The sequence below is a fragment of the Sphingomonas sp. AC435 genome (assembly GCF_979253005.1).
Genome location: NZ_CEEDCJ010000001.1, coordinates 577,097 through 602,344 on the forward strand (window position 1 = coordinate 577,097; position 25,248 = coordinate 602,344).

Annotated in this window: 24 protein-coding genes and 1 riboswitch; of the genes, 17 read left to right on the plus strand and 7 right to left on the minus strand. The window is 65.7% G+C overall.

Annotated elements, in window-relative coordinates; genetic code table 11:
* The first annotated feature begins 2 nt into the window (after positions 1 to 2).
* Positions 3 to 479, plus strand: a complete 477-nt coding sequence (locus AC0CH8_RS02660) for a hypothetical protein (RefSeq protein ID WP_107955917.1) — start codon at positions 3 to 5, stop codon at positions 477 to 479.
* A gap of 9 nt (positions 480 to 488) precedes the next feature.
* On the opposite strand, the gene AC0CH8_RS02665 is transcribed toward AC0CH8_RS02660, so the two are convergent.
* The 3 genes from AC0CH8_RS02665 to AC0CH8_RS02675 all read right to left on the minus strand — a co-directional run bounded on the left by AC0CH8_RS02665 (position 489) and on the right by AC0CH8_RS02675 (position 3,719).
* On the minus strand, positions 489 to 1,853 hold the full coding sequence (locus AC0CH8_RS02665) for a voltage-gated chloride channel family protein (protein ID WP_043150688.1): 1,365 nt from the start codon (positions 1,851 to 1,853) through the stop codon (positions 489 to 491).
* Between the two features lie 23 nt (positions 1,854 to 1,876).
* Positions 1,877 to 1,953, minus strand: a riboswitch (Fluoride riboswitch).
* Positions 1,954 to 2,193: 240 nt separating this feature from the next.
* The gene (locus AC0CH8_RS02670; RefSeq protein WP_068075252.1) at positions 2,194 to 2,634 is read right to left on the minus strand and encodes a YidH family protein; all 441 of its coding nucleotides are present in this window, start codon (positions 2,632 to 2,634) and stop codon (positions 2,194 to 2,196) included.
* Positions 2,634 to 3,719, minus strand: a complete 1,086-nt coding sequence (locus AC0CH8_RS02675; protein ID WP_465238553.1) for a sulfite oxidase — start codon at positions 3,717 to 3,719, stop codon at positions 2,634 to 2,636. The genes AC0CH8_RS02670 and AC0CH8_RS02675 overlap by 1 nt, the downstream gene beginning before the upstream one ends.
* Positions 3,720 to 4,044: 325 nt before the next feature.
* On the opposite strand from AC0CH8_RS02675, the gene AC0CH8_RS02680 reads away from it, so the two are divergent.
* The 13 genes from AC0CH8_RS02680 (at position 4,045) to AC0CH8_RS02740 (ending at position 16,603) form a co-directional block, all read left to right on the plus strand.
* Positions 4,045 to 4,755, plus strand: coding sequence for a PepSY domain-containing protein (locus AC0CH8_RS02680; protein WP_465238554.1), 711 nt, complete (start codon positions 4,045 to 4,047; stop codon positions 4,753 to 4,755).
* A 62-nt stretch (positions 4,756 to 4,817) separates the two neighbouring features.
* Positions 4,818 to 5,213 (plus strand): DUF305 domain-containing protein, encoded by a 396-nt coding sequence (locus tag AC0CH8_RS02685; protein ID WP_465238555.1) that lies wholly within the window; start codon positions 4,818 to 4,820, stop codon positions 5,211 to 5,213.
* Between the two features lie 55 nt (positions 5,214 to 5,268).
* A complete protein-coding gene (locus AC0CH8_RS02690) occupies positions 5,269 to 5,718 on the plus strand; it encodes a DUF411 domain-containing protein (protein ID WP_465238556.1) in 450 nt (149 codons plus the stop codon).
* A gap of 97 nt (positions 5,719 to 5,815) precedes the next feature.
* On the plus strand, positions 5,816 to 6,175 hold the full coding sequence (locus AC0CH8_RS02695) for a hypothetical protein (protein WP_133192481.1): 360 nt from the start codon (positions 5,816 to 5,818) through the stop codon (positions 6,173 to 6,175).
* Positions 6,176 to 6,255: 80 nt separating this feature from the next.
* Complete coding sequence (locus AC0CH8_RS02700; protein WP_465238557.1) at positions 6,256 to 6,516, plus strand: hypothetical protein; 261 nt, start codon at positions 6,256 to 6,258, stop codon at positions 6,514 to 6,516.
* Positions 6,517 to 6,545: 29 nt separating this feature from the next.
* Positions 6,546 to 7,838, plus strand: coding sequence for a TolC family protein (locus AC0CH8_RS02705; RefSeq protein WP_465238558.1), 1,293 nt, complete (start codon positions 6,546 to 6,548; stop codon positions 7,836 to 7,838).
* Positions 7,835 to 9,082, plus strand: coding sequence for an efflux RND transporter periplasmic adaptor subunit (locus tag AC0CH8_RS02710; RefSeq protein WP_465238559.1), 1,248 nt, complete (start codon positions 7,835 to 7,837; stop codon positions 9,080 to 9,082). Before AC0CH8_RS02705 ends, AC0CH8_RS02710 begins: the two co-directional genes overlap by 4 nt.
* Positions 9,079 to 12,240 (plus strand): efflux RND transporter permease subunit, encoded by a 3,162-nt coding sequence (locus AC0CH8_RS02715; protein ID WP_465238560.1) that lies wholly within the window; start codon positions 9,079 to 9,081, stop codon positions 12,238 to 12,240. The genes AC0CH8_RS02710 and AC0CH8_RS02715 overlap by 4 nt, the downstream gene beginning before the upstream one ends.
* A complete protein-coding gene (locus tag AC0CH8_RS02720; protein ID WP_465238561.1) occupies positions 12,237 to 12,569 on the plus strand; it encodes a copper-binding protein in 333 nt (110 codons plus the stop codon). The genes AC0CH8_RS02715 and AC0CH8_RS02720 overlap by 4 nt, the downstream gene beginning before the upstream one ends.
* Positions 12,570 to 12,879: 310 nt before the next feature.
* Entirely contained in the window at positions 12,880 to 13,371 is a 492-nt protein-coding gene (locus AC0CH8_RS02725) for an NAD(P)/FAD-dependent oxidoreductase (RefSeq protein ID WP_465238562.1), read from the plus strand.
* A gap of 363 nt (positions 13,372 to 13,734) precedes the next feature.
* On the plus strand, positions 13,735 to 14,250 hold the full coding sequence (locus tag AC0CH8_RS02730) for a hypothetical protein (protein WP_465238563.1): 516 nt from the start codon (positions 13,735 to 13,737) through the stop codon (positions 14,248 to 14,250).
* Positions 14,251 to 14,517: 267 nt separating this feature from the next.
* A complete protein-coding gene (locus AC0CH8_RS02735; RefSeq protein ID WP_465238564.1) occupies positions 14,518 to 15,066 on the plus strand; it encodes a hypothetical protein in 549 nt (182 codons plus the stop codon).
* 406 nt (positions 15,067 to 15,472) lie between these two features.
* Positions 15,473 to 16,603 (plus strand): hypothetical protein, encoded by a 1,131-nt coding sequence (locus tag AC0CH8_RS02740; protein WP_465238565.1) that lies wholly within the window; start codon positions 15,473 to 15,475, stop codon positions 16,601 to 16,603.
* A gap of 6 nt (positions 16,604 to 16,609) precedes the next feature.
* On the opposite strand, the gene AC0CH8_RS02745 is transcribed toward AC0CH8_RS02740, so the two are convergent.
* Complete coding sequence (locus AC0CH8_RS02745; RefSeq protein ID WP_465238566.1) at positions 16,610 to 16,939, minus strand: helix-turn-helix domain-containing protein; 330 nt, start codon at positions 16,937 to 16,939, stop codon at positions 16,610 to 16,612.
* Between the two features lie 67 nt (positions 16,940 to 17,006).
* Between AC0CH8_RS02745 and AC0CH8_RS02750 the strand changes: the two genes are divergently transcribed.
* The 3 genes from AC0CH8_RS02750 to AC0CH8_RS02760 all read left to right on the plus strand — a co-directional run bounded on the left by AC0CH8_RS02750 (position 17,007) and on the right by AC0CH8_RS02760 (position 21,426).
* Complete coding sequence (locus tag AC0CH8_RS02750) at positions 17,007 to 17,831, plus strand: hypothetical protein (protein ID WP_465238567.1); 825 nt, start codon at positions 17,007 to 17,009, stop codon at positions 17,829 to 17,831.
* Positions 17,832 to 18,072: 241 nt separating this feature from the next.
* Entirely contained in the window at positions 18,073 to 18,288 is a 216-nt protein-coding gene (locus tag AC0CH8_RS02755; RefSeq protein WP_465238568.1) for a hypothetical protein, read from the plus strand.
* A gap of 111 nt (positions 18,289 to 18,399) precedes the next feature.
* Entirely contained in the window at positions 18,400 to 21,426 is a 3,027-nt protein-coding gene (locus tag AC0CH8_RS02760; protein ID WP_465238569.1) for a site-specific integrase, read from the plus strand.
* A gap of 358 nt (positions 21,427 to 21,784) precedes the next feature.
* On the opposite strand, the gene AC0CH8_RS02765 is transcribed toward AC0CH8_RS02760, so the two are convergent.
* The 3 genes from AC0CH8_RS02765 to AC0CH8_RS02775 form a co-directional block, all read right to left on the minus strand.
* Positions 21,785 to 23,413 (minus strand): P-loop NTPase family protein, encoded by a 1,629-nt coding sequence (locus tag AC0CH8_RS02765; protein WP_465238570.1) that lies wholly within the window; start codon positions 23,411 to 23,413, stop codon positions 21,785 to 21,787.
* 260 nt (positions 23,414 to 23,673) lie between these two features.
* Entirely contained in the window at positions 23,674 to 24,579 is a 906-nt protein-coding gene (locus AC0CH8_RS02770; RefSeq protein WP_465238571.1) for a 3'-5' exonuclease, read from the minus strand.
* Entirely contained in the window at positions 24,579 to 25,244 is a 666-nt protein-coding gene (locus AC0CH8_RS02775) for a sensor histidine kinase family protein (protein WP_465238572.1), read from the minus strand. The genes AC0CH8_RS02770 and AC0CH8_RS02775 overlap by 1 nt, the downstream gene beginning before the upstream one ends.
* Between the last annotated feature and the right edge of the window lie 4 nt (positions 25,245 to 25,248).

Here is a 25,248-nt window from a genome sequence, read left to right on the forward strand (position 1 = left end):
GCATGAAAACGCCTTCCATCGGCACGCTGTCGTTCGGGTTCGTCGGCGCGACCGTCGTTCTTCTGCTCGCGATCGGTGCCCCGAACAGCCGCGTCGCCCCGCCGCCTGCGGCCCCGACTGCACCACCGCCGCCAAGCGTCTCGGCGCGCGGCTTTTCGCTGGCGTCCACCTCGGTCGATCTTCCGACCGACGAAGGTCAATATCCCGCCGGCCCGCATGCCGATGTCATCAATGCCAACTGCACGTCGTGTCATTCGGCGAGCATGGCGCTGAACCAGCCACCACTCTCTGGCGACCAGTGGACCGCGGAGGTCACCAAGATGCGCGAGGTCTACAAGGCACCCGTCGCCGCAGCCGACGTACCGGCGATCGTCGCCTATCTGACTGCCATGAGCACGAAGCAGCCGGGCGCCGCGAAGGGCAAGGCACAGGACCCCGATCCGAAGGCTGCGCCCGACGTATCGGGAGGATCAGGTTAAGCCATCAACTCACGACACGCGGTTTTGCGCGCGAAGTGCTGTGCGGCGTGTACGTGTCTCGCGCAGTGTCGCATCGGGCGCCAGACCGTCTGCCGGCACCTTGGGTATCGCAACGCGCTGCGACAGGTAGATGCCGTTGTGGCCCGAGCAGAGATAGGCCACGAAACAGGCGACGGCGATCGGCACCGCATAGGCGGCGCCGAACAGTTCGATTCCCATGAAGGTGCAGGCGAGCGGGGTATTGGCGGCCCCGGCAAACACCGCGACAAAGCCGATCGCGGCGAACAGGCCCGTCGGCACGCCCAAGAAAGGCGCCAGCGCGTTACCGAGCGCTGCGCCGATGAAGAACAACGGCGTGACTTCACCGCCTTTGAAACCCGCGCCGAGCGTGACGACGGTAAACAGCAGCTTGATCGCCCAACTCCACGGATGCGTGTCCGGTCCGAAGAAGCTGGCGATGGTAAGGCTGTCGGGCCCCGCTGCCAGGACACCCAGGCCCAGATAGTCGCGCGTGCCGAACAGGAAGACGAGCGCGATAACGACGGCCCCGCCGATCACTGGACGTAGTGGACCATAGGGAACGATACGCTTGAGCCATCCCCCGACCACGTGGTTGGCTTCGGCGAAGGCCAGACCGACCAGTCCGAATATGATCCCCGCAACACCTGCCTTCGTCACGAGCAGCGCATCGACGGGTATCAACGCACCGATCGGGTAGACACCGTGATGGATACCCCAGGCGAGGCACGTCCAATCGCCGACCAGCGCTGCAACAAGGCAAGGCACCAGCGCGGAATATTCAACGCGGCCGATCGCCAGCACTTCGAGCGCGAAGACCGCTCCTGCGATCGGCGTGCCGAAGACCGCGCCGAACCCGGCTGCGATCCCCGTCTTCAACAGGATGCGCGTGCCGCCCGCATCGAGGTGGAGCGCGCGGCCGAAACCGCTGGCAAGGCTTCCGCCTAATTGGACGGCGGTGCCTTCACGTCCGGCCGAGCCACCGAAAAGATGCGTCACCACTGTGCCGAAGAAGATGAGCGGCGCCATCCGCAGCGGCACACCGCCGCCCGGCTCGTGGATCTGCTCGACGATCAGGTTGTTGCCGCCCTCCACCGAGCGCCCGGTGAGATGGTAGAGCAATCCGACCACGAACCCGCCCACCGGCAGCAGATAGAGCAGCCAGGGCGATGCGAACCGCAGTCGCGTAACGGTATCGAGGCTCAACAGGAACGCCGCACATAGCGTCCCGACGAGTGCCGCCATGGGCAGCAGGATCAGCGCCCAGCGCAGGACAGAGATCGCATGGTCGTGACGATCGCGCACGAATGCCGCAACGTTCAGCGTGTCGACCAGATTGCGAAAGGTAGCGCGCACAATTCCTCCTTGCTGCCTGACGGCGCCAAGTAGGAATCATCAGCTCATGTCAGAGCGGTTCGGCCAAATTGCCCGGCAGAAATCCATTGCCGAGGTCGATCTATGAGACGTTGGCCCCAACCGTCAATGGGCATGTTGGTCGGGCAAATGCTCGGACCTGTCAGTCGCCAGGGTCTATCTGAGCCCGTTATATGGACCGACCCGGGTACGCTACATGCGGGACCGATCGGTTTCGACCCGCGCGTCGTTTTCGGGCTGCGTCACAAGGGGCGATACCGCACGAAAGCCGCCGATGCGCTGCCGGGTCTGATCGGCCCGTAGCGTGGTTAGCGCTGCTGCGCTAAGAGCGCGCCGTCCAGATGCCGACGAGCGCGGCCAGCGACACGAGCATAAGAAACCCGTTCATTACCAGGAGCAACGCCGCTGGCAGGCGCTTGATGTCGGGTCGTGGCGGCGGGGCGCCGGCACCCATCTCGCGCCACACCGCGGCGACAAAGCAAAAGGCGCTGAACAGGATCAGCATGGTCCCGGTCGCCGTCGCCAGCCACGGGAACACGACGTCCTTGAGCAGCGCGCGCGCGCCGATCCCGGAAGCGAGCGCCGCCAGTCCGGTACGCACCCAGGCGGCATAGGTGCGTTCACCGGCGAGGATTGTGCGGTCTGCGGCAAGCTCCGTGCGACGATCAGCGCTGTCCACCTGCTGGACTGCGCTGTCCTTCAGCGTGCTCGCGCTCTCCGCCAGCTTCGCATGGGCCCGATCGGCGTCGTGCGGCGCGTCCATCAGCCGGCGGTGACGGTGGTGCGATGCCAAGCCGTCGAGAGATAGCCGGCGAAGTTCCAGATCGCTTCGGGCCGTTCGGGCTGCATCTGCCCGGCACCGTCGACGGCGCGCACGACCAGGACGTGGAGCCCGGGCGAGAGATCGACCGTGACGTGCCACTGCGTCCAGCTCCAGGGTGAATCCGGTTGGCTGGTCAGTTCCGCCTGCAGCCAGTCGGTGCCGTCATTGACGGAGACCTCGACGCGCGAGACCGCTCGGCCGAAGGCGACCGCATAGCCCGCGATTTCGCATGCGCCGGCGCCGATATGCGCGCCGTCCACGGGGGCGCAGATCGCAGCGTTGAGCGGCATCTCCTCGATCGTCAGGCCCCGGTCCCAATCCGCGTCCTCCTTCGCTACCGACGCCGGAAAGAGCTTGTAGTCCTTGGCCTGGATCGGCGCATCGGACGGGCGATCGCGCACCTCGATGCGCGTCAGCCACTTGGCGCTACGAACGCCCGCATAGCCCGGCACGACGAGCCGCAGCGGTGCGCCATGTTCGGGGGCCAGCACCTCGCCGTTCATGCCCCAGGCGATGAGCACGTCCGGCTCTAGCGCCTTGGCGATCGAGATCGAGGCACCGAACGGCGCCGTCTCACCATCGACATCCACGTCGTCGGCCCCCGTAGTGCCGACGAACGACGCGCCATCTTGGATGCCGGCCGCGGCGAGTACGTCGCACAGTGCGACGCCGGTCCAAGCCGCATTGCCGATCGCGCCCACGTCCCAGGGATCGCCCGAAGTCTTTTCCACGTCTTGAAGATGTGCCCGACGATTGCCGGCGCACTGCATGGTCGCGGTCACTGTCCGGGTCGCAAATGCCGTTTGAAGTTCGGCGACCGTGTAGGAGCGCGGGCGGTCGACCAAGCCGTCCAGCGCTATACGATGATCGTCGGCCAGCTCCGGCGTAGGTCCGTGACTGCGGATGTAGAAATTCGCCTGCGGCGTCAGGAAGGACGTGATCAGTTTATCCGGAGGCGTTTCCGCATTGAGCGGCTCCGGACAGCGGAGGATTAGATTCTGTTCGGCGCGATCGGATGCGGTCATGCAAGCGGCCTACCATGATGAAATCAATAGCGAAATTGATCGTTTGGCTGGACGATGTCACCCAGACTCTTTCGATAGCCTATCCCTTTCTAGACGGGGGGAGCGATCGCCATGCCGTCGCGCAAGAGGCGCCGAGTGCAAGACAGCCTTTCCCGTAGATCGACTCAATGTGGCTGAGCTTGCTACGACGGCTTTGCCCCAAAAGTCGTCGCTAGGCACCAGGGATGACGGAAAACCCTATCGCCATCGCAGATGCGTGACAAACGGGTGTTTTCGGACACCCAAGCAGACCTGTCGGCGCTTAGCGTATATCTGGGTCCGTTCTATGTACCGACCCCATATCGGCGCTAGCAAGCTTCATCGCTGGCTGGCGCTGATTATAGGTGTGCAGTTGCTGCTCTGGTTCTCCAGCGGCTTGCTGATGAGCATCCTGCCGATCGAGCGGGTTCGCGGCGAGCATCTCGTCGCCCGCGATAGCCGGGAGACACTGGCACCGGCCCAGCAGTTCGTTTCACCGACAGCCGTCCTGAGCGCGGCGCCGGGTCTTGTTCGTGAGTTGCGCTATACGAGCTTGCTCGGCCGTCCCGTCGCCGAGCTGACGATGGCGGACGGCACCGTGCGCATGCACGATGCCCTGAGCGGAAACCCGATGGCGAGCATCGATGCGCCATTCGCCGTGAAGATCGCGACGGCGGCGTACCGCGGCACCGGCGCGCCGCCTGCGTCGGCGATGCTGGTCCGCACCGCGAGCACTGAGTTTCGTGGCAAGCTGCCGGTTTGGCGCGTGCAGTTCGAGGATGCGGAGACGACCCGGGTTTTTGTCTTGCCGGATAACGGGAAGATCGTCGGTGTCAGAACCGGCACGTGGCGGCTCTATGACTTCTTCTGGGGTCTCCACATCATGGACTGGAAGAACCACGAAAACTTCAACACGCCCTGGATGATGGCATTCGCAGCGGGAGGGTTGATCCTGGCCGTAGCGGGGGTGGTGCTCCTCTACATGCGCTGGCCGCGCCGCAGGCGAAGAAAAGTTTGAGGGGTGAGCAAGGCTGCCGCGTAGCTCCTTTGTAGGGCGGGGGTTCCTAGGGAGCAGTACCCATGAAGACTATCACCACGATCGGTATCCTCGCTGCGGCGCTCGCCGCTAGCCCCGTTGTCGCGCAGCAGGGCGGCATGGCGGGGATGGACCATAGCCAGATGCAGGGCATGGATCATTCCAAGATGATGCAGCCGACCCCGGCCAATCCGTACGGGCCGGATATGATGAAGATGCATGAGCAGATGATGGCGGCGATGGGCGCCGATGCCGGCGAGACGTGGGTCCGCAAGATGATCGAGCACCATCGCGGCGCCGTGACCATGTCGCAGACCGTGCTTCGTCACAGCCAGAATGCCGAGATTCGGCGCGAGGCGCAGAAAACGATCACCGGCCAAAACCGCGAGATCGCGACGCTGAATGGGATGCTTCGCAAGATGGGCAAGCGTCCCCAGTAAGGCCGTTGCCTAAGTCCCCGCCCTCACGGGCGGGGCTTACCCGAGGAGTCGAGCGATGAAGTTGTCGATCCGTAGCGCACTTGCCGCCGCAGCCATGATGATGCCGGCTGCCGCATTGGCGGCGAACAGTATTGCGATGCATCGCGATCCAGGATGCGGATGTTGCGAGAAGTGGGCGGCACAGGTGCGCCAGCAGTTCGGCCGCAACGTCCAGATCATCGATGATACGCACCGCGACGTGCTGCAGCGCAAGATGGGTGTGCCGGCTGATCTTGGCTCCTGCCATACCGCGATCCTCGACGGTATGGCTTTCGAAGGACATGTCCCGATCGTCGACATGAAGCGAGCGCTTGCGCAGCATCCCAAGGGTGTGCGCGGCCTAGCCGTGGCTGGAATGCCGATGGGTTCACCCGGCATGGAAGTGCCGGGCATAAAAGCGCAGCCATATGACGTGATCGCGTTCGGCCCGGCTGGGAGGCGCGTCTTCGCGCATCATGGTGGATAAGAGCTGGTTGGTCCTACGGCATCGATCTTGCCGTGTAACCGACTGCTCGTTTCGGCGAATTGACCTTTAACCCCGTTGCATTAGGTTACACGATGACGTGACTCGCTTTCTTCGCCTTTTCCTGCTGTTCTTTGCGGTCGTCGGCCTGTTCGGACAGTCCACGGCCATGGCAATGAGCCCGCTTCAGAGCGAGACCATGTCCATGGCGACAATGGCCTCAATGGATTGCCGCGATGGCATGACGGCGGGACAGATGCACGGCTCGGTGCCGTGTAAGAAGATGACGCTCCAATGCATCGCGGCGATGGGATGCACCACCGCAGCGATCACCGAGCCGGTAGGTGCTACTCTCACGACACGCCAGCTCGATCGCCTTGATCCAGCATGGCCACTGACTGCGCGCCTTGATGGGCGGACCTACGGCCCCGACCCCGACCCACCCAGCTTCCTGATCTGACACCCGGAATCCGTCTGCCGCAGGCCTCTTTGAGGCTCTTGCGTGCTGGCGGCCACTGCTCAGATCAAGGAATTAAGACTATGAATATCAAGTTTTCCGGCGTTCTCGTCGGTGTGATCGCCGTGTTTGCTCCCACCTCCGCATCCGCATCACCGCGTCCAGATGCCGGTCATTACGAATGGCGGGCGAGTACCCAGGCTCCCGGCCCTCGCGCGCCGCTTGCCGTGGCGCGCCGCGTCTGGGTGCCAGCGGCCATTGCGATGACCGACGCCGACGTTTGCCAGTCTATGATGACGGCCAAGTTCGGCGCTATGGCCTGCTGCGCCTCGCACAGTTCCTAATCGAGTGCTGAAAGTCGACCGGCAGGGCTTTGACCCTGCCGGTCGACTTTTCGCTACGCATCGATCTGCCAGCGGGGAAAACCATGTCCAGATACACGATACTGAGCGCTGCGCTGATCGCTGCGCTTATCACCACTACAGCCGCGGCAGGACCGCTCTCCTTCGATGCGGCGCTCGCCGCAGCGAAGAGCCATGCGCCGTCACTACGTGCTCGTGCCCTCGGTGCCGATAGCGCGCGTGCTTCACGCGAGGCCGCAGGCGCTCTCCCCGATCCGAAGCTTGCGCTCGGGATCGACAGCTTCCCGGTCTCGGGGCCGCTCGCGTTCGAGCCCAATCGCGACAATTTCACCTGGGCGCGGGTCGGGCTATCGCAGGACATTCCGAACGCCGCCAAGCGGCACGCGCAACAGGCGCGCGCCGATACCGATATTGCGACTGCCGATGCAGAGGCGGTAGCTGAAGCCCGCACCGTCGAGGTCGAAACCGCAATCGCTTGGATCACGCTGGCCTATGCCGAGCGCCGTCTGGTGGCGCTCGACGCCGTGCGCGGCAGGCTCGATCGTTTGGTACGGACATCACCAAGTGCGGTATCGGCGGGAAGCGCTCGCCCAGCGCAGACGCTTGCCGGACGCCAAGGTCTCGCCGCCCTCGATGATCGCCGCGACGAACTGGTGTCCGCGATCGCGCGCGCGCGCTCAGACCTGATCCGCTGGACCGGAGATCCGACCCCTGTGGTCGCCGGCCCGGTGCCAGACTTCATGGTGGACCCCGCGCAATTGCGCAGCGCGCTCGACCGCAACCCCATGCTGGCGGCGATTGCCGCCCGTGTCGGCCAAGCCGATGCCGACGTCCGGTTGGCGCAGGCCGATCGCCGTCCGGATTTCGGGGTCGACGTCAGCTACCAGCGCCGCGATCCGCGCTTTGGCGACTATGTCTCCGCCGGCGTCACTATCGGCCTGCCGCTGTTCAAATCGCACCGCCAAGACCCGTTGATCGCCGCCCGCGCCGCGGACGCGGCGAAACGGCGCGCCGAGCAGGAAGATACCGCCCGCCAACTCGCGGCAGGCCTCGATGCGAGCCTTGCCGATCATGTGATGCACCATGCGCAGTGGATGCGATCGAAGGAGACGCTCGAGCCGTTGGCGCGCGAGCGCGTCGATCTCGAGACCGCGAGCTATGCTGGCGGACGTGCCGGACTGCTCGATGTCGTCGACGCACATAGTGCGCTTGCCAATGCGGCCCTCGAAACGCTCGACCGCGAGGCATTGGTCGCGATCGACGGTGCGCGTCTCACCCTCACCTATCGGAGCGACCCACGATGAGCCCGCGCGATCTCGTCCCCCGCACGCCCGCGTCCCGCGCGGTCGTTCTTGCGATCCTTGCCAGCGGCGGGATCGGGTTCGTCGCCGCACGGTTGACTGGTCCGGCTACGACCGCCCCGGCGACATCGGCGACCGCCGGTCCGGCCTCCGCGGCGAAGCCCAAGCCACTCTATTATTACGACCCGATGGTGCCGCAGGAGCATTACGACAATCCGGACTCGCTCTCGTCGATGGGGATGAAGACGATCCCCAAATATCCGGATGCGAGTGCCACGGGACCGGCCGCCAAGCCCGGCATCTCGATCGATCCGTCCGCGATGCAAAATCTCGGCATCCGTATCGCCACGGCGACTACCGGAACGCTGGCCGGCGCACTGGATGCGACCGGCACGATCGACTTCAACCAGCGTGACGTCGCAATTATCCAGTCGCGCGCAGCCGGGTTCGTCCAGCGGGTCTATAATCGGGCGCCGGGCGACGTGATTGCGCGCGGGGCGCCGATCGCCGACATCTTGGTGCCCGAATGGGGCGGTGCACAGGCGGAATATGAGGCCGTGCGGCGGACCGGCGACAGGGCGCTCACTGCGGCCGCAGCCCAGCGCCTGCGCCTTCTCGGTATTCCGGGCGGCACGCCGCGCGGGCGCGGCATGACCACCGTGCGCAGTCCAATCGCCGGTGTCATCCAGACGCTTGACGCGCGGCAGGGTGTAACGCTCGCCACCGGGCAGACGCTGGCACAGGTCAACGGCCTAGCCACGGTCTGGCTGAATGCCGCAGTGCCCGAGGTGCGCGCGAGCGCCATCAAGGTCGGGCAAACCGCGACTGCCGAACTGGCGGCCTTCCCTGCCGAGCATTTTACCGGACGGATCATCGCTGTCTTGCCGACGACACAAGCCGACAGCCGCACGCTCACGGTACGGATCGAGCTGCGCAACCCTAGCGGCCGCTTGCGCCCCGGCATGTTCGCGACCGTCCATCTGGGCGGCACGTCCGACACCGCACTGCTGGTGCCGAGCGAAGCCGTGATCCGCACCGGCACGCGCACGCTGGTCATGCTCGCCGAGGATAAGGGCCGCTATCGGCCAGCAGAGGTCAAGACGGGCCGTGATGCAGGTGGCAGGACCGAAATCCTCGCCGGACTCGCACCAGGCGAGAATGTCGTCGCGTCGGGCCAGTTCCTGCTCGACAGCGAGGCGAGCCTGACCGGCATCGCCGCGCGGCCGATCACGGGCGACACGAAGTGATCGCGCGGATCATCGAGGCGTCCGTCAAGGCGCGTGTCCTCGTCCTGCTCGCAGCCCTCGCGCTGATCGTCGTCGGAGTGGGCGCTCTGCGCTCGACAGCAGTCGATGCGCTGCCCGACCTGTCCGACGTCCAGGTCATCATCCGCACCACCTATCCGGGCCAGGCCCCGCAGATCGTCGAAAACCAGGTTACGTACCCGCTCGCGACGACGATGCTGTCTGTGCCGGGCGCGCGCGTGGTGCGCGGCTATTCGTTCGTCGGAGACAGCTTCGTCTATGTCCTGTTCGATGACGCGACCGATCTCTATTGGGCGCGCAGCCGGGTACTCGAATATCTGAGCCAGGTGCAAAGCCGCCTGCCCGAGGGCGCAAAGGCATCGCTCGGCCCGGATGCTACCGGGGTGGGCTGGGTCTATGAATATGCGCTGGTCGACCGGACCGGGCGTCACGACCTCGCGCAACTCCGCAGCATCCAGGACTGGTTCCTACGCTACGAATTGAAGACCGTGCCGGGGGTCGCCGAGGTGGCGAGCATCGGCGGCATGGTGAAAGAGTATCAGGTCGTGCTCGATCCGCAGAAGCTGGCCGCTTACGGCATCACCCACGAGGCGGTCACTGAAGCGCTGAAGCGCGGCAACCAGGAGAGCGGCGGATCGGTCCTTGAGATGGCCGAGGCGGAATATATCGTCCGCGCGACCGGCTATCTGAAGACGCTCGACGATTTCCGCAGCGTGCCGCTCAAGACGGTTGGCGGCGTGCCCGTGACACTCGGCGACGTCGCCACGATTCAGATCGGTCCCGAAATGCGTCGCGGGTTGGCCGAGCTCAACGGCGAGGGCGAGGTTGCAGGCGGTGTCATCGTGATGCGCCAGGGCAAGAACGCGCGTGAAGTGATCGACGGCGTTCGTACCCGGCTCAACGAATTGAAGAAGAGCCTGCCGCCCGGCGTGGAGGTCGTCACCACTTATGACAGGTCGGGCCTGATCGATCGCGCGGTCGACAATCTGCGCAGCAAGCTGATCGAGGAGTTCATCGTCGTGGCGCTCGTCTGCGCGCTGTTCCTCTGGCACGTCCGTTCGGCGCTGGTCGCCATTCTCACGTTGCCGCTCGGTATCCTCATCGCCTTCATCGCGATGCGCGTGCAGGGACTGAACGCCAATATCCTCTCGCTGGGCGGCATCGCCATCGCCATCGGCGCAATGGTCGATGCGGCCGTCGTCATGATCGAAAACGCGCACAAGCATCTCGAACATTGGGCGTACGATCATCCGGACGAAACGTTGGCGGGTGCCGAGCGCTGGCGCGTGATCACCGCCGCAGCGGTCGAGGTCGGCCCGGCGCTGTTTCTCAGCCTGCTCATCATCACTTTCTCGTTCGTGCCGATCTTCTCGCTCCAGGGCCAGGAGGGGCGGCTGTTCGCGCCGCTCGCCTTCACCAAGACCTATGCGATGGCGGGGGCTGCGATCCTGTCGATCACGCTGATCCCGGTGCTGATGGGGTTACTGATCCGCGGGCGCATTCCGTCCGAGAATGCCAATCCGATCAATCGCGTCCTCACCCGCATCTACCGTCCCGCGCTCGATTGGGTACTGGCGCGGCCTAAACAGGCGCTGGTCATCGCCGTCCTCGTCTTTGCGACCAGCCTCTGGCCGATCAGTCAGCTTGGCGGCGAGTTCATCCCGCAGATGAACGAGGGCGACCTGCTCTACATGCCGTCCGCGCTGCCCGGCATCTCGACCGCCAAGGCCGGCCAGCTTCTTCAGCTCACCGACCGGCTCATCAAGACCGTACCCGAAGTCGAAAGCGTGTTCGGCAAGGCCGGCCGCGCCGACACCGCGACCGACCCTGCCCCGCTCGAAATGTTCGAGACCACGATCCGCTTCAAGCCCAAGGATCAGTGGCGCACGGGCATGACGCAGGACAAATTGATCGATCAGCTCGACAAGGCGGTGAAGGTGCCGGGCCTCGCCAATTTCTGGATTCCTCCAATCCGCAACCGGATCGAGATGCTGTCGACCGGCATCAAGAGTCCGATCGGCATCAAGGTGGCAGGCGCGAACCTCGCCGAGATTGACGCAACTGCGCGCGAGATCGAACAGGTCGCGAAAACCGTGCCCGGGGTCGGCTCGGCGCTGGCCGAACGGCTCACCGGCGGGCGGTATATCGATGTCGACATTAATAGGGCCGCCGCAGCACGCTATGGTCTCAACGTCGCCGACGTGCAGTCGATCGTGTCAGGTGCGATCGGCGGAGAGACAATCGGCCAGACCGTCGAGGGACTCGCGCGTTATCCGATCAGCGTGCGCTATCCGCGTGAACTGCGCGACAGCATCGGGGGCTTGCGAAACTTAGCCGTGCTGACGCCGGCAGGACAGCAGATCACGCTCGGCACCGTCGCCGACGTCCGCATCACCGATGGACCGCCGATGCTGCGCAGCGAGAACGGCCGACCGGTGACGTGGATCTACATCGATGGACGTGGCGCACCGCTCACCACCATCGTTCGGGACCTGCAGAACGTGATCGCCGCCAAGGTGAAACTGCCGCCTGGCGTCAGCGTCACCTATACCGGACAGTTCGAGTATCTGCAGCGCGCCGTCGAGCGATTGAAGATTGTCGTTCCGGCGACCTTGGTCATCATCTTCCTGCTGCTCTACGCGACCTTTCGCCGGCTCGATGAGGCCGCGCTGGTGATGGGCACCCTGCCGTTCGCGCTCACCGGCGGTCTATGGCTGCTCTATCTGCTCGGCTACAACCAATCGGTCGCGAGCGGTGTCGGGTTCATCGCGCTCGCCGGTGTTTCGGCCGAGTTTGGCGTGGTGATGCTGATCTACCTCAAGCACGCGCTGGATGCCCGCGGTCCTACACCGGACGACGCAGAGGTCGCAGCGGCAGTGCGCGAAGGCGCCCTCCTTCGTGTCCGGCCCAAGGCGATGACGGTCGCGGTGATCCTGGCCGGCCTGTTTCCGATCCTGATCGGCACAGGCACCGGTTCCGAAGTGATGAGCCGGATTGCGGCTCCCATGATCGGAGGCATGCTCACCGCACCGTTGCTCTCGATGCTGGTATTACCGGCAGCATTCCTGCTGCTGCGGCGCGCCCGGCGTTCCCCTCACCCTTCAACCCCAGTCCCAACGCTGCAAAGGAATACGCTATGAAGAACACCCTGTTGGCACTCGCCATCCTCGCGGGCCTGACAACAACTACGGCATCGGCCCAGTCGAGTGCTTCCATGCACGGCATGCCGATGAAGGGGGCCGTCAAGGTCGGTCGCGGCAGTGGCGTCGTAACTGCGATCGATCCCAAAGCCGCCAAGGTTACAATCCAGCATGGTCCGATCGCGGCACTGGGCTGGCCTGCGATGACAATGGCGTTCACGGCAATCCCACCGGCACTGCTCAAGACCGTGAAAGTCGGACAGCGCATCGACTTTGCTATGAGGATGCGCGGTTCCGTGGCGGAGATCACGGCTATCAGACCGCATTGAGCCGGTGTCAAATAATCGAGGGCCTGGGCCAGGGCGCCGTCGGACAGGTCATGAATCTCGGGCGGCTGCTCTTGTCCGGTCCTGACGTTCGCGACGACGCCATTGAACGTCGTGGTTTGGTCGTAACCTGCCGTGAGATGTGATTGGCGGGGGACGGCAGCTATGCTGAGTCGTGCGCCGGTAAGCTGCCTGTCCGCAACCGGCCCAATTACCGACGCTGATCATCATACCGCACTAAAGGGGAAGTCAGCATTCCGAGCCCCTCCGCTCGGAAGCCATTATTGAGGGTATTACCGCGAGGGGACGATCAATGAGGGTCCCACCCCTGGACGATGTCTCCGTACGCGTCCTTCAGGCGGCCATGTACCGCAGCCGGATCGCCGCGCGGGTCCGCCTGTTAGCCCGAGGAGGCTCGCTCGCCGCCTCCATGTCCAGCTACCTGTCAAGCCGGCTCGCGGCAGATCCGGCGATCACGATCGACTACGGTGCACAGGTCACCGCCGTGCATTGCGGTGACCGTCTGGAGGCCGTCACCATCCGCCGGGGCAGATCGGTGGAGACCGTAAACACCTGCGCGATGTTCGTGATGGTCGGTGCGGTGCCGAACACGGCTTGGCTCGCGGATCTGGTGCGGCTCGACGACAAGGGTTTTGTCCTGACCGGCGGAGACGTCAGCTCCGCCTCGCCCCACGCAACATCTTGCCCGGGCGTTTTCGCCGTCGGGGACGTGCGCTCGGGCTCCGTCAAGCGCGTGGCCTCCTCGATGGGCGAGGCGCAGTCCACAGCTGCGAAGTTCGCATAAAAAAAGTGAAGAGCGCGAGGCGTAGGCGGCCGCTGCCGCCTACGCAGTGAGGCGACCTTCGTCGCCTCTAACACCGCTGCGGCGATGTCTTTGAGTTCAATGGTAGAGGGGAAAAGGTATTTAGCTCTCAGCAGCCGCCCCAGCGGATCATAGAAGTACAGAAGTTAACTTTCAGTGCACGGCCAGCTGCCGCCGCACGAATTTTTCCAACAGCATCGTTCCGACATCACCTTGGCCGACCTTCGGGACTGCCGGGGCGGTCGGCGTGCGCATTCCGTTTTCCAAGTTCGAAGAATGAAATTGGCTCTCTGATGAGAGTGGAAAAAATGACCGTGCACAGCGCGGTCTAAAGGAGAAAGTAATATGACCAACGTCACCGATCAGCAGCGTGTCGGCAACTTCATGGGTGCGCTCAGCCACCTACTCTGCGGGAAACCGGGGCGGCATGCCGAATTCATCCGCAAGACCCAAGTGTTCGTCAGTGGCGCCGAACCGCACGCCATGGCGCTCGTGCAGGCCGAGCCGACCCTCCGGCGGACCGGCATCCCGCTGATCTGGATCCACCCCACGGAGAACCCTCATATCCCGCGCATCGGCCTCGCAGCGCTCTGCGGCGACCAGGCGTTCTTCGTGGAGAACTGCGCGCTATGGATGGCCCCTGGGGACGACCGCGCACGCCTCGTGCCGGACAGCTTCGACATGGGCGCATTCCAGCTCAAGAACGACCTCAGGCTACGCTACTCGCGCAAGGCGCCCGCCACGTTCGACGACGCGATGCCTGGCATGGTCCGCGCCTACGACCGGCTCCTCGACCTCCAGATCAGGCAGCGAGAACGGGGCGACGTCTTCGAGCTTCCCGTGCTCCAAAAGGCCGCCTGAGACCGTGGTCGCCCGGGTCGCTCCTGCGCCCCGGGCCTCCGCAGGGCGGACCGACCGATCTCCGTCCCGTCGTAGTCCGCTCCCAGCATGACCTCCCTGTGCCCCCAGCCGCTAAGAAGCCGCTGGGAGGCACGGTTAACGCCGACCGCGGCGGCATCGACCATTCCGAAGAACTGAAGTGTGGAAGTGACCAGGGAGAGGAAAAACCTCCTTGGCTTCCATCGACCAACGAGGAAGCACGCCTGGCGCGTGCCGAAAGGAACCAGCATGACCAGCCAATTCGACCAGCACGCGATCAACCACATGGTCGCCGCCATCAAGCACGAGATGACCCCATGTGGCGGACGCGACACGGAGATGGACACCCTGTTCTTCGGCGGCCGCCTGCCGACCGAGGCGGAGCAGAACGACCTCGGGATGTTCGGGCTGCGCAAGAACTACAAGATCATCCATGCGTCCTTCGATCTCGAGGATGTAGTGCGCGGCCCTGTCGCTTTCCACGTCGTCGTCACCGACGGCCTCAAGCAATCGCTGGTCGTGCAGGACGGAAGGCTCTGGAAGCGCGACCGCCGCAGCCAAGCCGTCCTCGTCTTCCCGAACTCCGGGATGGTCATCAAGCGCAGCTCGAAGGGCCGCCTCCTGGTCCGCGGGATGTCGGGGCGCCACCACGACCACGGCTACGACATCGCGCGCGAAGCGGTTCTCGCCCGTGCAGGCCGGAAGCCGGGCAGCGTGCCGGTCGTCTCGCCCATCGGCAGCCTGATGACCGTTCTGGACATCCGGGCGATGAACAAGATGTTCGAGATGGCTGAGTGAGCCGTCCGGCCCGGCGGCGGCGGCGTCGCCGGGTCGACCCCTCATCGCCGCAAGCCCGCCGCAGATTTTCAGAAAGGCCGGATCAACCGAACTCCGTCCGTCGTCGTCCGCTCCCAGCATAACCGTCTTCTCACGTGAAGCCCTTCGGCCGGGTTCACGGGAGTGGTTTGCGGGGCGTTCACCGTGACCATCGGACAGGGCCAGCCCAATCCGGCTGCCCATCTTGTCCGTGGGCCGTTGGCCGTTCCGGCGGGAGCGTGGCGGCGAATCCCCGCACCTGCCCGCAATTCGACGAACGCGGCATCAGCCGATTCGAGTGCCCGAACCGGGAACCTACCCAATGCCGGCCTCGCGGTGGCCTTCACCGCATCCACCACAACCAGTCCGATCTCAACGGAGACCAAGTATGATCCCTGCACAGAAGCCACTCCCGGACGTCTACAACGTCCACGCCTGGGCCATGGGCGACATCATGACGATGCTGAGGGATCAGGTCGGCATCCCGCTGCGCGAGACGATCGACCTCTCTCCACAGGGGCTCTACGACCTTGCCCGAGAGTTCGCCGAGGACGCGGAAGCCCAGAGCATCGAGCATCTGGTGGTGATCGACGATGAGACGGGCGACGCCCTGAAGGAACTCATCCGGCGGACGGTCGACAGGCTTCGGCCAGAGAACCGCGGCGTCGCCCACAACGTGGCCATCGAGGCCCGCAGCATCGCACTGGAAAAGGCAGGGCTCGACGCGGATGCGGCGATCTCGCTCACCGAACTCGAGAAGCGGCTCTTCGATGTAACCGGCGAGCCGGCGGTCGTGCTCGAGGACGACGACTTTGGGGCCTATGGCGTCGAGATGAACCGCATCATCTCGGCACGGCCGCACGGCCGCTCGCGCGCGCTCGATGGCAGCCAGCAGGAGAGCGTTAAAGCTGAAGCGGCCGACGATGCTGCGCGGTTGACGGGACCGTCGGCATCGCGAGGACTGGACCGGCACCGGGCCGACGACCGCCCGCATCGTCGGTCGGACGGGACGACGATGGCTTTCCTGATCGCCACGACGGTCCTGACGCGCTTCGGACACCACGCGCTGAATGACGAGCCCGATGCCGAGCCCACCGTGATGTTCATGGCTGGACCCGTGAACAACCCCATGGCCAGGCGTGACACCGCGGCGCTCGCGATGCGCACGGGAAAGGACGTCGTCTACCTCGAGTTCGACCGCGGCAAGGCGGCGAAGGGACCGAAGAACATCATCGTGTTCGAGATGAACGACGGCGAGCTCACGACCTTGGAACGGTGCGCGCTGTGGTCGCGCCCGGACAATCCGCTGACGGTCATACTGCCCCGCGGGCAGGACTTCGCCTTCGGCAACGACGGCGTCGGCATCCGCAGGATGACCGGCGCCCCTACGCAGAACCTGGCGCCCGGCTACGCCGCCGCGAAGGCGGAACTCATGGCGGTCGCCGGCAGGATGACGCCCGCGATGCTCGACGAGATCCAGACGGTCAGGACGCATGTCTACCCGGCGCGCGACCGCTAGCGCCGGTCAGGGTTTCCGCGGACCCCGCGTCGGGCGGGGTAGCGACCGCAATTCCTCGGGATCGACGTCGATGCCGGTGAGCAGGTCGGCAGCATTGACGCCCGCCTCGAGCGCTATCCGGAACAGGACGTTCACCGTCGGATTCTGCTTCCCCAGCTCGATCCGCCCATAATAAAGGCGGTCCATGCCGGCCTTCTCTGCGAAGGCAGCCTGCGACAGCCCGGTCGCCTCGCGCGCCTCGCGCACGCGCCGACCAAGCTGCTGCATCACCGTCTCACCCATCCTGAAACTGTGCCCCGCGCGGCCGGCTTCCGCCACCCTGAAACGTCGCGCCATCCAGAAACTGTCGCTTAACTAGTCTTGGGTTAGCTGGTCGCCATTGGGAAAAGGGGCGCCGATTACGGTGAAGGTGCGTGACGACGCGACGCAGTGGCAGATTCATCTGAACCGCTCGGGCTGGCCCCAGCGTGCCGGCCTGCACTTCATCATCGCCGCGTTCGACGACGTGCTGAGCACCCTCTGGGAGATTCGGACAGAGGACCTCGTCGGCGAAGACTTCGAGGACGGCGCCGGGTACAGGAACGCGGCGGCGAGCCACTTCCACACCGCGCTCATGACGGGCGCGCTCGTCGCCAAGGCGCAGCCCAGCGGAGGTGGCGCGACGCGGCCGATACCATCGACGGACTGGGTGCCCGACGTCGTCGATCGCGCGCTTGCTACCGGTAGGATCGAGCGGAAGTTGAACGGTCGTCGCGACGACATGTGGGTGTTCATCGACGACGCCGAGCTGCAACTCATGCGAGGCGTACTTGCGCTGACCGACATGCTGCATCGGCCCGAGGACAGCGGGCCGCTGGAAGCGATGGGCGAGACGGTGCTGGGCAACATGAGCGCGATCGCGGAGGCCAGGCGCCCCCGCGACGATCAGGCGGCGGCCAACCGTCTGATGAGGCTGCTCCTGCGCCTGACGCCAGAGCGCCTCGACGACATCGACATGGCCAGCGTGACGACGGCGGTGGCGACGCTTCTGCGGGAAAAGTTCGACGCGGACCCGCAGGGGATGCTTAGTCGCGACGACTTCGAGACCCCGATCCGGGCGCTCTACGAACCGCATCTGTCCGAAAGAATTTTCGACAATGCGTGGCGCGAGGCCACCCTGTGGCAGGACGACAAGGGCAAGCGCCCATACAAGTCACGCCGAAACCCGGGTCGAAAACGCGCGGCCTGACGTAGAAGGGCAGCGGCACGGTCCGCCGCCTAGCCGGCTGAATGCAGGACTGTCGCCAGTTTCGCAAGGCGCGGCAAGCGTAGCGAGTCGTGGTCGATTCGCCGCGAGAAATCGCCGCGCCCTACTGTGATAGATGTTCCCGCATCCCCGCGTAGACACCACCGATGCGCCCGTAATCCACGCACCTGCACGGGATTTGCAGCGCCCTAGATGTGGCTGGCCTCCAACTGGAGGTAACACAATGCCACGCAAGACAATCAACGGCAGCGCCATACTAAATACCGCCCAGGCCGCAAAGTACATCGGCCGCGCCAAGAGCACCCTCGAGAAGTGGCGAGTCTACGGGGGTGGCCCCGTGTTCGTAACCCAGGGCTCGTCGGTCGGGTACCTCGTCGACGACCTCGACGACTGGCTCGACCGCGGCCGCGGCTTGAGCACCAGCGAACGCGACGGCTGACGCCGCGGGACGCGACGGGGCCGTCCGCCCCTCCACCATCAGCAAACAGCGCCCAATCGGGGCCATGCCGTCCGCATCGGCCCCGCATCCCATAGACATCGGAGACACAGAATGACCGACATCAGCATCACCGCGTCCACGACGGACCAGTCCATCGCCGAAGCACCCCAGGCGAAAGGCCCGAGCCACACCCGACGCCTCGCCCTTGCCAAGCCGGCGCTCAAGGCGACGCTCGCCGAGATCGACTCCCGCCCCGACTTCGCGCCGGATCCCGCGCAGCACGAGGAGGCGCGGATTCTCTCCAAGCTCACCGCGTACCGGGCCTGGCTGCTCGCCAACGACCTCCGCCCGCCCCGCCAGGGCCAGAAGCCCGCGTCCAGCAGCGTGCTGGCTGCGATCGGGCACTTCGGCTGGAAGGCGGAGGGTGACGTGCTCCAGGCGATCCTCGGCCTGGCGGACCTCATCCGGCCGGGCGACGCGTTCCGGCACCGGCCCGAGCGGGCCATCGACCTCACGTTCGACCTCTTCGCCGAACGCGTCATGCAGCGTGGGTATGGCCTCCCCCGCCGCCGGGACGACGGCGCGATCTGCTGGGTGGCCTCCGCCGAGGACGCCGGCTGCCACGTGAGCGACCTCGACAGCACCGCGGTCAACTGCCTGCGCGCGATCGACGCCATGGTGGCCGTTCCGGGACCGTTCGTCGATGCGGCGGAACCGCCGCTGATGAAGGATGCATATCCGCCGCCCAATCCCGCCGCGCGCGGCCTCATCGACGCCGCCATCGCGGAGATGACCGGCATCATGCCGGCCGACCCGCTCGATCCCGAGAGCGTCGACCTCCCGACGTTCGCGGACATGGCCGGCATCGGCGTCGTGGACATCGTCCGCTCCCCCTCTAACGCCGCGGCCATCACCGCGGGAGCCGCGGCTTCCAAGCTGATCCCGCACCCGGCGCTGAAAGCCCGGCGGATAACGTACCGTATGCTCAAGGTCGCTGGCCGCGCCGCGCGCCGGCTCGAATGCAAGGACCGCTCGCGCCCCGCGAACGCGGCGAGGGATACGGTCGGCTCCCTGACGAAGTTCATCGGCGAGGCCGAGGGCGGGTCGCCGGACGACCAGGTGGTGCCGGCGGACTTCGTCGACCGTGTGGCTCTCGCCATCGCCGCGCACGACGGCTCGCTTGGATCGGGCTGGAAGGCTGACATGGAGAGGTGGGTGCGCTACTACGACGAGCTTAGGGCGTCCCTGCCGCTCCCCGAGGTGTTCGCCTCGGCGCTGCGCGTCCTCATCGCCGAAGCCGGACTGACGCTCGCGGACGTCGAGCGCGAGTTCAGCATGACGGCGCGCAAGTGGGCGATGGGAGTCACCTTCCCGAGCCACAACGCCGAAGCGACCTACCAGAGCCTGTGCAAGAGGCTGCGCATCACCTCGGCATGTCTCTCCCCCCTGCTGGCGAACGAATGGCGGCGGCACAGCGTCGGACGCCCGGCGGTGCGCAACAGCACCATCAGCCGCACACTCCCAGCGCAGTTCGCGGAGATGTCCGAGGAGGAGCAGGATGCGCTCATCGCGACACGTCACGCCGAGTTCGCGACGCAGCCGACCGTGCACGCCGCCAAGCTGTCGCAAGCCCTGCGCGACGAGTACCGCCTGGCGCCCAGCGATTGGACTCCAGCCATGCACGAGGCCTTCTCCACGCTGGTCCCCCAGACCGCAAAGCCGCAGTCGGTGCTCCCGATGCCAGGCGAACGGCGGAAGCCGGGCGATGAGGAGGAAGAGCTCAAGCCGTGGAGCGCTCCCAGCATTGGGCGCCTCGAGGACCTGCTCGGTTCCACGCTCGGCTATTTCGCCCGACCAGCGGGCGACCGGAAAGACGTCAGGGACCTTCGCCCGGCCCCGGACGCAAAGCCGACGAAGAAGTTCCTGGCGGAGCCCGGTCTCGGCATTCCCCACGACCTGCTCCATCCCGCCGTCTTCGCGTTCATCGACCTCATCACGCTATATGGTCTTTGGAACCATCGTCGCAACGGCGGCGAGACGTCGCCGATCATCGGGGAGACGGTGCGCCACGTGATGCGGCTGCTGAAGCCAGGGTCCGGCATCATCTACAAGAACCCGCAGTACCTCTCCGCCTTGGAGCGCTTCCACGAGTGGTGGATGCTCAACCAGCCCGTGCTGGTCAACGGCGGCCCGCTGCTCGACATCGAACCCTTCCGCGAAGACTGGGAAGCCGCGGTCGCCCGGGAATACGAGCAGCTGGGCCACAATCTAAGGCATTACAACAGGGGCTACACCGCCCCGTTGCGCGACCCATTCGAGCCAATCTCCGTCTTCGTGCAGAGTGCCACTCCGCTGAACCTCTACATGGAGGGCGTGCGCAACCTCCTGGCGGCCAGGCCGGCGACGACCGTGTCGCGGCACACCCACCTGCGCGATAGCGTAATGACGCTGATCCTCGTCCAGACGGCGCTTAGGGCCAAGAACATGCTGCTGCGCGTGGGCGGTGACAACCCGACGCTGCGCAAGGAGCTGGATGCCGACGGACGCACGATCTGGCGGATCAAGATCGGGGGTGACGAGTTCAAGAACTACGGCAGCGCCGTGTTCGCGGTGAACCGCGGCTTTGACTTCATCCTTGAGGACGAGGACGGCCTCTACGACAAGCTGGAGCGATACATCGGCAAGGCGCGCAAGTATCTGCTGGCCGGTCGCGAGTCCGACGCGCTGTTCGTCACGTCGCGCGGCAACGACTTCAACTCCCTGGCGGTGCTATCGGCGTATCACCGGATCACTGCCATGTACTTCGTGTATAACGAGCAGACGGGGCGCGGGATCAAGGGGGCAATCTTCCATGGTTCCCACGCGGTGAGGCACGTCATCGCGACGCATCTGGTTAAGACCGAAGGCGACCTATACCTCGCCGCCTGGGCGCTGCAGGACGCGCTGAGCACGGTCGAGGCGCACTACGCCCACTTCCTCCCGTCCGACCGCTTCCGCCTCGCCGCCAACGTCCTGCGGCGCGCGAGGCTCGGCCTCCAGCACGAGCGCGACGAGCGGACGATGACCTCGACCGTCGTGCGCGGGCTGGTCACGAACACCGCGAGTTTCGGCAACGCCAGCCATCGTCGCGCAGCGTGATCGCAGCATTTCTGAAAGCGTAGGACAGGAAATCGCCTACGCAATTGATAAATAACAGAAATGTTCTCGGAACTGTCGCCGCGTTGTATGGAGAACGACAACGAGGCGCATACGTGGGACGTCGGTAGTTTTCGACCGAAAACCACGCTTTTCCGTGCTTGTTAGGCCAATCTGATGCTACGGCCACCCTGATTTTTGGGGTGGGGGGCGTAGGACACCGCCTAGCAGGCGTGGAATCACGTCGGAGATCGGGGTTCGGCAGAGCTGGAGGCCCAGGGGGCGGTGCGCAGGCGTTTCGTTCGTGAAAATATGGGCGCCGTACTTCGCACAGGAGCTCAGCGCCGGGATCCGACGTGGCCTAGCCGTCGATCAATGCGGCGATCGCCTTGAGCGGCAGTTGCAGCTCGTCCTCCCGTGACCGGCGCGTCGCGGCAAGGTCATCGGCGAGTTCGGTCATGCGCGCCACCCGGTCCATGGCGAACTCGTGCATGCCGTCCCGCCAGCCGCCGACGTCCAATTCGCTGCAGCCGATCGTCCCCACGCCGACCGTCAGAGGCTCCGTCGCGACGGTCAGGCACCGCGAACCCAGCACATCGTCCAGCCCCCTCGTGTTGCACAGCACTCGTGGCCCGAAGAAGTCGATCATCTCGCTGGAGCCCGACGCACCGACGATGCGCTTGATTGCGGTGCTGGCCTTATATCCTGTTTTCAGCACCTGGCCCAGTTCGCCGAAGCCGGTGGTCAGCGCCTCGGCGTCGTCGATCGCGATCAGCCCGCCCGTGTCCCGCGCAAGGCGGACCAGCGCCGCACCCGAGCCTTGCGACATGAGCGAACCGTTGAAGGCGGCGGCCACGATCGCGGCGGTCAGCTCTGACTTACCCGATCCCTTGGGCCCGTTGATGAAGAGGATCGGAAATACCTCGAAGCAACGGTGGAAATAGGTCGCCATCACGAAGTGCGCGATCATGGCGTAATCCTGCGCCCGCGGCAGCCAGACCGACGATCGGAGGTGAGAGACCAGCGCGGCGTGCAACTCATGGCCGCTTGGCCCATCATAGTTGCGTTCCTCACGCATCCGCATGGCGAAGCGCTCGATGCCGCCGAGCGACCAGGACGATCGGCTCGACAGCGCAGCAGGTCCGTCGATGCGCGTGCCATCGGTCAGCGCATGCACGCGCCGGTCTGCGGGCGTGCCAGGCGGGGCCGGCAGCACGACGGGGTCTAGCAACGCGCCGTCCGAGCGCACGACGACCGTGCGGTAGCTATAGACGACCGGCGAACCACTAGAGGCACGCTCCCGGCGCTCGACTGCGAAGGCGTGGTACATCCGACCGCGATGGACGCCGCCGTGGATCGAGACGCGCTCGGCGGCGTGGTCGCCGATCGCCAAACTGCCGTTCGGCGCCACCTGGGACGCCGTTTCGCCCCGCCCTTCTACGATCCCCGACATCCAGTCCGCCAGGTCGTCCGGCTCGACAGCCGCATCCCCAGTCGCCGTCGGCGCAGCGTCGCAAATCCCGACCGGCCGCCCCGCCGACGCTTTGACCACTTCGGTGAGCGACCGCGAGGCTCCCCGGCTGACCAGCAGCCGGTCCCAGCCTGCCCAGAACCTGCCAGCGCGCCACTCATCGGGCGCCGCGTCTGGCTGGCTCGACGCGATAGCGGTGACCTGAATGCCGATGCCGGCGGCGGCCTGAGATGCCAGCCAGGCCTCGAGCGCGGATGCACAGACGATCGCGACCCCGCCGGAACCGTAGGACACAGACTTCGCCGCACCCATAGACCATCCGACGGGGTGCTCGGCGTTGACCGTGTAACCGTCCAAGGCGAGGCACCCATAGCGGGTCCGGCCGCGGTCATCGGCGACCGGATACACGACCACTCCCGCCACCGTGGCGCCATCCGATCCGGCGTAGGCCTCCCGCAGACCAGCGCCGACGGCGGCAAGCGTCTCGGTCGTGACGCCCGCCGCAGCCAGCAGCCCCATAGCGGCCGGCTCCCGCCTGAGATTGGAGACGAGCCGCCGCGCGTGGGAGCCGCGCTGATCACGAGAGGGTTTTCGGCCCTTGGGGCCGGCTCGCTTCGGACGCCGTTCCGTCGCGGGTGGAGCATTTCGCGCAGCGCATCCCGCAGCATGTTGCGCAACGGGTCGCGCAGCTTGTTCCGCAACGTGCACATCTGCGACGGTGTGATCGCCGGCGGCGTGCGCTCCAGGCGCGACACAGGCGTTGGGCGAGACGACATCCATCACAGGAACCTCGAGGTGGGATCCACCGCATCGACACGTGGCCCCAGCGCCTGAGGATGCGCGTCGGCCGAGTAGATGAAACGGGAGAGCCAAAACTCCTCGGCCTGGCGCTGTCGATCAGGGACCTCGCGCTGCCAGCACCTGATGCCGGCGTTCCACTTGTAGCCGCGCAACCGCAGCAGGTCCTTCGTCCCGTAGCTCGCGCCCGCGGCCGTGAAGGTCCACGCGGGTGAACCCGCGTTCTCGACCATCTCAACGATCGCTGCCCGGCCGTCGGACTCGGAAGCGAGGATCGCGATCGTCGCGTCGACGTCGTTCAGGGCACGGTGGCCGCCGTGGCAGAGCCCAACTTGAGACAGCAGCCAACCGAGACCACGCCCGTCGAAGCCACGCGACGCCCAATCGACATCGACGCACGAGCAGCACCATCGACCACCGGCAGCGTCCTTCAGTCGGCGCTCGACGAAGCGGCGGTCGAAACCGCTGTTGTGCGCGCAGATCCAGTCGGCCGTCGCCAGCATGCCGCTGGCCACACCCTCGTCGATCACGGCGCCCTGCAGGTCCGAATCCGTGAGGCCGGTCAGGCGCGCGACGTGGAGATCGAGCGGGCGCCCGGGATCCTCGAGCCAGCTCTGTCCACGGCCGATCTGGACGATGCCGGTCGCGTCGATCCGGACCCGGCGCAGGGCCAGCTCGATTATGCTGTCGCTAACCGGATCCAACCCCGTGGTTTCCGTGTCGACGACGATAATCACCTGCGTGTCGCCGATGGGCTCGCGGATCGGCCCGATGGGTAGCGTCAACCGTCTTAGCAGACGCACGGGCTCACCTGCGAAGCCCGCGAGCGCACCGGCCGGGTCGAGCGCCACCGCAGGCGGTGGCGCCGTCTCGCCCGCCGCTAGCATCAGAAGGGCTCCTCGATCTGCACGGCCAGCGTCGGGAATATGAGATCGACGCGGACGCTGCGCGACAGCGAGGTCCGGACGACCTCGCCTCCAAGGCGCGAGACCATATCGTCGATCAGGCTGGATCCCTGTCCGCCGGCACGCTCCCATCGCGCGGCGTGGCCATCGTTCTCCACGGACACGTGGGTCCCCGCGCCATCGTCGGTGAGCTTCACCTTCACGAGCATCGGCAATCCGTCCGGAGGGCTGTGCTTGACTGCGTTAATGATGAGCTCGTTCACGACCAGCGCGATGCGGCGGCAGACGAAGTCGCGGACCATCACGGACTGCGCGGACACGAGGATCCGGACGTTGGACGGTCCGCGCCGCTCCGCCGCCTCGCAGAGCATCTCGAGCGTGGGCGCCAGGTCCTCAGAGCCGGCAGCCTGCGTCCCGAGGATCATGTTCACCTCGCCGATCGCCTGAACCTTCCCGGCGATCCCGCGCAGCATCATCGCGCGGGGCGAGCCCGGACGCAGCTTGCGTCCGCAGACCATCAGCGCCGCGACGACGACGGTCAGGTCGTTGGCGTGTCGATGCTGCAGTTCGCGCAGGAGCAGGGTGTCGTCCCCAGGCAGCGCTGCGTCCAGGAGATCGGTGAGATTTGCGGGTAGCTTGCGTTCCATAACA

Bases quoted from the DNA above. Each gene is read 5' to 3' on its own strand.
- AC0CH8_RS02660 (WP_107955917.1), top strand. From the start codon at position 3: ATGAAAACGCCTTCCATCGGCACGCTGTCGTTCGGGTTCGTCGGCGCG.
- AC0CH8_RS02670 (WP_068075252.1), bottom strand. From the start codon at position 2,634: ATGGACGCGCCGCACGACGCCGATCGGGCCCATGCGAAGCTGGCGGAG.
- AC0CH8_RS02675 (WP_465238553.1), bottom strand. From the start codon at position 3,719: ATGACCGCATCCGATCGCGCCGAACAGAATCTAATCCTCCGCTGTCCG.
- AC0CH8_RS02680 (WP_465238554.1), top strand. From the start codon at position 4,045: ATGTACCGACCCCATATCGGCGCTAGCAAGCTTCATCGCTGGCTGGCG.
- AC0CH8_RS02685 (WP_465238555.1), top strand. From the start codon at position 4,818: ATGAAGACTATCACCACGATCGGTATCCTCGCTGCGGCGCTCGCCGCT.
- AC0CH8_RS02690 (WP_465238556.1), top strand. From the start codon at position 5,269: ATGAAGTTGTCGATCCGTAGCGCACTTGCCGCCGCAGCCATGATGATG.
- AC0CH8_RS02700 (WP_465238557.1), top strand. From the start codon at position 6,256: ATGAATATCAAGTTTTCCGGCGTTCTCGTCGGTGTGATCGCCGTGTTT.
- AC0CH8_RS02710 (WP_465238559.1), top strand. From the start codon at position 7,835: ATGAGCCCGCGCGATCTCGTCCCCCGCACGCCCGCGTCCCGCGCGGTC.
- AC0CH8_RS02720 (WP_465238561.1), top strand. From the start codon at position 12,237: ATGAAGAACACCCTGTTGGCACTCGCCATCCTCGCGGGCCTGACAACA.
- AC0CH8_RS02725 (WP_465238562.1), top strand. From the start codon at position 12,880: ATGAGGGTCCCACCCCTGGACGATGTCTCCGTACGCGTCCTTCAGGCG.
- AC0CH8_RS02730 (WP_465238563.1), top strand. From the start codon at position 13,735: ATGACCAACGTCACCGATCAGCAGCGTGTCGGCAACTTCATGGGTGCG.
- AC0CH8_RS02735 (WP_465238564.1), top strand. From the start codon at position 14,518: ATGACCAGCCAATTCGACCAGCACGCGATCAACCACATGGTCGCCGCC.
- AC0CH8_RS02740 (WP_465238565.1), top strand. From the start codon at position 15,473: ATGATCCCTGCACAGAAGCCACTCCCGGACGTCTACAACGTCCACGCC.
- AC0CH8_RS02745 (WP_465238566.1), bottom strand. From the start codon at position 16,939: ATGGCGCGACGTTTCAGGGTGGCGGAAGCCGGCCGCGCGGGGCACAGT.
- AC0CH8_RS02755 (WP_465238568.1), top strand. From the start codon at position 18,073: ATGCCACGCAAGACAATCAACGGCAGCGCCATACTAAATACCGCCCAG.
- AC0CH8_RS02760 (WP_465238569.1), top strand. From the start codon at position 18,400: ATGACCGACATCAGCATCACCGCGTCCACGACGGACCAGTCCATCGCC.
- AC0CH8_RS02765 (WP_465238570.1), bottom strand. From the start codon at position 23,413: ATGGGGCTGCTGGCTGCGGCGGGCGTCACGACCGAGACGCTTGCCGCC.
- AC0CH8_RS02770 (WP_465238571.1), bottom strand. From the start codon at position 24,579: ATGCTAGCGGCGGGCGAGACGGCGCCACCGCCTGCGGTGGCGCTCGAC.
- AC0CH8_RS02775 (WP_465238572.1), bottom strand. From the start codon at position 25,244: ATGGAACGCAAGCTACCCGCAAATCTCACCGATCTCCTGGACGCAGCG.